This is a genomic window from Moorena sp. SIO4A1 (assembly GCF_010672065.1).
Classification (GTDB): Bacteria; Cyanobacteriota; Cyanobacteriia; order Cyanobacteriales; family Coleofasciculaceae; genus Moorena.
This window is the reverse complement of sequence record NZ_JAAHHX010000144.1, coordinates 1-5550: the sequence shown is the minus strand read 5'-3', so window position 1 is coordinate 5550 and position 5550 is coordinate 1. Positions and strand designations below refer to the sequence as shown.

At 42.9% G+C, this 5550-nt stretch carries 4 protein-coding genes and 1 pseudogene; 2 read left to right on the top strand and 3 right to left on the bottom strand.

Going from position 1 to position 5550, the window contains the following annotated elements; genetic code table 11:
- Positions 1–174: 174 nt before the first annotated feature.
- The 3 genes from F6K53_RS35005 to F6K53_RS34995 all read right to left on the bottom strand — a co-directional run bounded on the left by F6K53_RS35005 (position 175) and on the right by F6K53_RS34995 (position 2690).
- On the bottom strand, positions 175–510 hold the full coding sequence (locus F6K53_RS35005; RefSeq protein ID WP_293043674.1) for a hypothetical protein: 336 nt from the start codon (positions 508–510) through the stop codon (positions 175–177).
- Between the two features lie 397 nt (positions 511–907).
- Positions 908–1108 carry a hypothetical protein gene (locus tag F6K53_RS35000; protein WP_293021272.1) on the bottom strand — a complete coding sequence of 67 codons (201 nt, stop codon included), beginning with the start codon at positions 1106–1108 and terminating at the stop codon, positions 908–910.
- Positions 1109–1553: 445 nt separating this feature from the next.
- Positions 1554–2690, bottom strand: coding sequence for a GTP-binding protein (locus tag F6K53_RS34995; protein WP_293083873.1), 1137 nt, complete (start codon positions 2688–2690; stop codon positions 1554–1556).
- A gap of 313 nt (positions 2691–3003) precedes the next feature.
- Between F6K53_RS34995 and F6K53_RS34990 the strand changes: the two are divergent.
- Positions 3004–3726, top strand: a pseudogene (locus tag F6K53_RS34990) (RNA-guided endonuclease TnpB family protein).
- A gap of 97 nt (positions 3727–3823) precedes the next feature.
- The gene (gene cysS, locus F6K53_RS34985; RefSeq protein WP_293066778.1) at positions 3824–5299 is read left to right on the top strand and encodes a cysteine--tRNA ligase; all 1476 of its coding nucleotides are present in this window, start codon (positions 3824–3826) and stop codon (positions 5297–5299) included.
- Positions 5300–5550: the final 251 nt, after the last annotated feature.

The window sequence follows — 5550 nt, the reverse complement described above, 5'->3', positions numbered from 1 at the left end:
ATAGGGAATAGGGAATAGGGAATAGGGAATAGGGAATAGGGAATAGGGAATAGGGAATAGGGAATAGGGAATAGGGAATAGGGAATAGGGAATAGGGAATAGGGAATAGGGAATAGGGAATAGGGAAAAAAACTGTGTACCTCATTACTATGATAAATGCTATATCATTTAAGGCTAATAGTATCTTAGCAAGGTCAAGCTATCTGCCCATTCGCGCACACGGTTATGATCTACTGAGGAACCATTACGACGATAAGCTTCCAGGGCTAATATACTTTGCTGAACCATTTCCTCTTCAGTGAGAGGTTGAAAATTTAATCCTGAGTCTATCTCTCCGTAATCAAAGGATTCTTCTGTTATTTGGTTGGATTGATTGGTCAGTAATTTTTCAAAATCTTCTAAGTTACTAGATGGGATAATTAGCCATTGTAAGAGAATCGTTTTGACTTCTTCTCCAGGTAATGCCTCAATATGGTCTAAGAGTTGTTGTCTAATATTACTTCCTGTCATCAGCGTTTTAGTTTTATAAACTTAACCTTAATTATAGCAATTATCATAGGTATTAGCTAAGCATTCAGCCGTCAGCTAATGCGCTACGCGCACGCTACGCGAACAGCTTATGTGCTACGCACACGCTACGCGAACAGTTAATTTGCTACGCGCAATCGGTGCTTTTGAATAAAATAAGCTGACCACTGACCACTGACCGCTGACCACTGACCGCTGATAGCTAAATACTTACAAAAAAATAGCCGTAGAAATACTATCCACGGCTATTTAAAATCCACAATAAGTCAGTTGAAATCGCGATGTCACTAACTTCCCAATTCTAACCCGATGTGATCAGATTGGATTGGCCAAAGGTGACTTGGCCAAGGGGGGGAAACCCCCCCAGAAAGTTAAGGTGTTATGGCAACAGCCAATACTTGGTTATGGTAGTCATCACTTCCCCGGGAACATCAGTTTTCTCCAGAGGAGTCCATTCTGCAATCTCCGCATAGCCTAGGGAATAAAGCATCTGCATGCTATAGATTACGGCTTCACGAGAACCTTTTAAGACGTGGTGAGCAGGTTGTTTTTTGAAATTTCGGGAAAATTTTTGTGACATGAATAAAAAATCCAACTCATCGGGTTTATAGTGATTATTGTAATGATTATAATTAGTTTTGTCAAGGGTTTTATAAAAGTTTTTTTTGGGAAATTAAGAATGGTGAATTAAGAATTAAGAATGGTGAATTAAGAATGGTGAATTAAGAATGGTGAATTAAGAATGGTGAATTGGGAATGGTGAATTGAGAATGGTGAATTAAGAATGGTGAATTGGGAATGGTGAATTGAGAATTGGGAATTGGGAATTGGGAATGGTGAATTAAGAATTGGGAATTTAGGTATAATTTAGAATTTTGGCTTCTGGCTTCTGGCTTCTGCCTTCACCATTCTTAATTCTGCCTTCACCATTCTTAATTCTTAATTCTTAATTCTTAATTCACCATTCTTAATTCTCAATTATTAATTCTCAATTCACCATTATTCATTCTTAATTCAACAATTACTTACCAAATCCCCGTCCCTGTATTGGTAGACTCTGAAGAGATACACTGGTTTAATTCCTCACGTAATGTATCATGATCTAAATCTTGTCCAATCAGGACTAATTGATTTTTTGGTTCACCTTTCCACTCATCATCTTCAATAGAGAAACGCTTACCACTGAGGTGGAATATGTGACGGTGAGGACTTTGATCAAACCAGAGAATTCCCTTAGCGCGGAACACATTAGAGGGTAACTTATTGTCTAGGAAATCCTGAAACTTCCGAAGCCCTAGGGGCTTGTCACTCTCGAAAGAAAGGGAAGTGAATCCGTCAATTTCTAGGTGATCGGAGTGATAGTGATGAGCGTGATCATGGTCATGATGGTGATCATGGTCATGATCATGGTGGTGATCATGGTCATGATGGTGATCATCACCACCATGATCATGGTCATGATCATGGTGGTGATGATCATGATCTGATGTTTTGCTGTCGAAATACTTATCAGACTCAAAGAGACCAACACTGAGAATTAAAGGAATTGGCACTTGGGCTTTAGTAGTTCTCAAAATCCTAGCATCAGTTTTCATATCTCTGATCCGGGTTTCCAATTGGTCTACATTGGCTTCATCTACCAAGTCAGTCTTGTTGATGATAATAATATCCCCATAAGCAATCTGACTACTTGCCGCGTCACTATTAAATAGATCGAGACTAAAGTTTTCTGAATCTACCATAGTGACAATAGAATCGAGACGAGTCATATCTCGCAATTCTGTGCCCAAAAAGCTTAGCGCCACTGGTAAGGGGTCAGCTAATCCGGTGGTTTCCACCACTAAATAATCCAGCTTTTCTGGATGCTCCAATACGTTGTAAACTGCTTCAATTAAATCATCATTAATGGTGCAGCAGATACAGCCATTATTCAGGGCGATCATATTATCATCAGTATTGATAATCAGCTCATTATCAATACCAATTTCACCAAACTCATTAACAAGGACTGCTGTTTTGACGCCTTCTTGATTACTTAAGATATGGTTAAGGAGGGTGGTTTTCCCGCTACCCAGGAAACCGGTAATAATGGTAACGGGTAAGCCTTGTTTCGGAGCTTCCATCCCTTGACCAGATGGGGAATCAGTCGGTAAAGTTTGCATAAGGCAACTTGTGAAAACAGTTCAGAATCAAGATCTACCAAGATATCGTATTTTATCTGAAACAGCAATTCATCTCCCGCTAACCCTACGGGTATAACGGGAGACGGGGCGTGTAAAGTGCGGACGCAGGTGACCCACACAGCCCCTCATGAATTGCTAGGTGCGCTTGACCCGTAATTAAATTCGCCACGGGTCGCACCTCCACTTGACAATTTACACAGAATAGATTAAAATGTGAATGTATATTAAAGAGTAAATAATGGTCGAAAAAGCTTACCGTTACCGTTTCTATCCAACCCCTGAACAGTAAACTCTGCTGAGGAGAACTCTAGGATGTGTAAGACTTGTTTACAACAAAGCTTTAGATGCTAGGACTTCAGGTTGGTACAAACGCTCCCGACGGATAAGCTACAAGGAAACTTCCTTAATGTTGACAGAATGGAAAAAAAAGGATGACTTGTTCTTTTTGAATGACGTTAGTTCTGTTCCTCTTAAAGGTTGCCAGGGTGCATGCACAAATCAAAGACGCTAGACGAGATTTTCCCCACAAGCTAACTACTCAACTGGTCAGAGAAAACCAATTGATTGCGTTTGAAGATTTGGCTGTGAAAAATCTGGTCAAAAATCACAAACTAGCTCAAGTTATCAGTGAGGCCAACTGGGCGGAAATAATTCGTCAGATTAAGTACAAGTCTCAATGGTATAATCGAGAAGCCATTGCCATTGATAAGTGGTTTCCTAGTAGCAAACTGTGTTCTGTGTGCCTAAATCGTTTTGAGTGTTTACCTTTGAATATTCGGGAATGGGATTGCCCATCCTGCAATGCTCACCACGTTCGCGTAGCGTAGCCCTTCGGGCTAATCGTGATATAAATGCATCAATTAACATTTTGGCGGCAGGACTTGCCGTGTCAGTCTGCTACGCGACCGTAAGACCCGTTCGCGTAGCGTCGCCTACGGCGAAAGAGAGTAAATCTCGGAAGGCTGGTGCGAAAAACTCCCCCAAGGGGAGAAGGAAACAGAAACCTAAGTCGTGAGTCTTAGGAATCCCTGGTTATAATCTTTGATATAACCAGGGAGGATGTCAATAGTATATCTATAGCCCACTGTTGGTGATTTTATCTTTTCTTTGTCATGACCCTACACCTTTACAATACCTTAACCCGCCGCAAGGAATCCTTTGAGCCATTGGAAACTGGTAAAGTCCGGATGTACTGCTGCGGCATTACGGCGTATGACTTTTGCCACTTGGGTCATGCTAGAACTTGTATTGTCTGGGATACTGCTCGTCGCTACTTACAATGGCGGGGCTATGATGTGAATTATGTCCAAAATTTTACAGATATTGATGATAAAATCCTGAACCGAGCGCGAAGGGAAGGCACCTCTATGGAGGCAGTATCTGAACGCTTCATTGATGCCTATTTTGAAGATATGGCAAGGCTGAATGTCCAAGAGGCTAATGCTTACCCCCGCGCGACTCATACCTTAGATGGAATCAAGCGACTGGTGTGTGAGTTGGAACAAAAGGGCTATGCTTACGAAGCGGATGGGGATGTGTACTATTCAGTGCGTCGGTTTGATGACTACGGCAAACTCTCTGGGCGCAAGTTAGAGGATTTGCAAGCAGGAGCCAGTGGACGGGTAGATGTAGCAGACTCCACTGAGCCTAAGAAGAAAGACCCGTTTGATTTTGCGCTTTGGAAAAGCGCTAAGCCAGAGGAACCCTCCTGGGAATCCCCTTGGGGAGCAGGTCGTCCAGGTTGGCATATTGAATGCTCGGCGATGGTGCGAGATATGCTAGGGGAAACCATTGATATTCATACTGGTGGCTCTGACTTAGTTTTCCCCCACCACGAAAATGAAATTGCTCAATCGGAAGCTGTAACTGGTAAAAGCCTAGCCCGTTATTGGTTACACAATGGTATGGTTAAGGTGGATGGAGAGAAAATGTCTAAGTCTCTAGGCAACTTTACTACTATCCGAGACTTACTCGACCGTCCCGTTGACCCGATGGCAGTGCGCTTATTTGTGTTAATGGCGCAATACCGTAAGCCAGTAGATTTTACTGATGATGCGATCGCATCTGCTACCAATGGCTGGCAAACTCTCAAAGAGGGCTTGCTTTTTGGACATAACTATGGTAAAGAATTAGGGTGGGATAACCAGTCCCCCACACCCACACCCTCAAACCCTTTGCAGGGAAAAGAAACTATAGCGCAACAGTTTCAAGAAGCCGTAGATGACGACCTCAACTTTGCAGGAGGCTTAGCGGTATTGTTTGAAGTGGCCAAAGGGTTACGCCGGGAAGGCAATATCCTCGTACATCAGGGTAAAACAGAGACTCCTGCTTCAGAACTAGAGCAGCAATGGCGTAGTCTCGTGGAATTAGCCGAGGTATTAGGGTTAGAAGCACAACCGGAAGAAGAAACAGAAGTTCCTACGGATGGATTGAGTGATGGGGAAATTGAGGCACTGATTCAGCAGCGAGCTGAAGCACGGAAAACCAAGAACTTTGAATTAAGCGATCGCATTCGCGATGACTTGCAAGCTCAAGGGATTACGTTGATTGACCAGGGTGGTGGTGTTACCACATGGCATCGCAAGTGACATACTCCCACACTGAATCGTAGATTACAGTGTGGGCTTCTTCCCAACTCCACCTATCGGTTCGGATACTCTGGAATTAAACTAAGCCAGTAAGTCACCTTACTGACTCGTCTCCAAAACCGGACGTGAAGTCGGGTAAGGTTTGTAGATTACTCTACTCCCCTCCCCTAAGAACCGGACTTGACAGTTACCCATCATCCGGCTCAAGCCTTACTTCAAGCCTTCTGCTTGGTTTTCTTTTTGCCATGAAG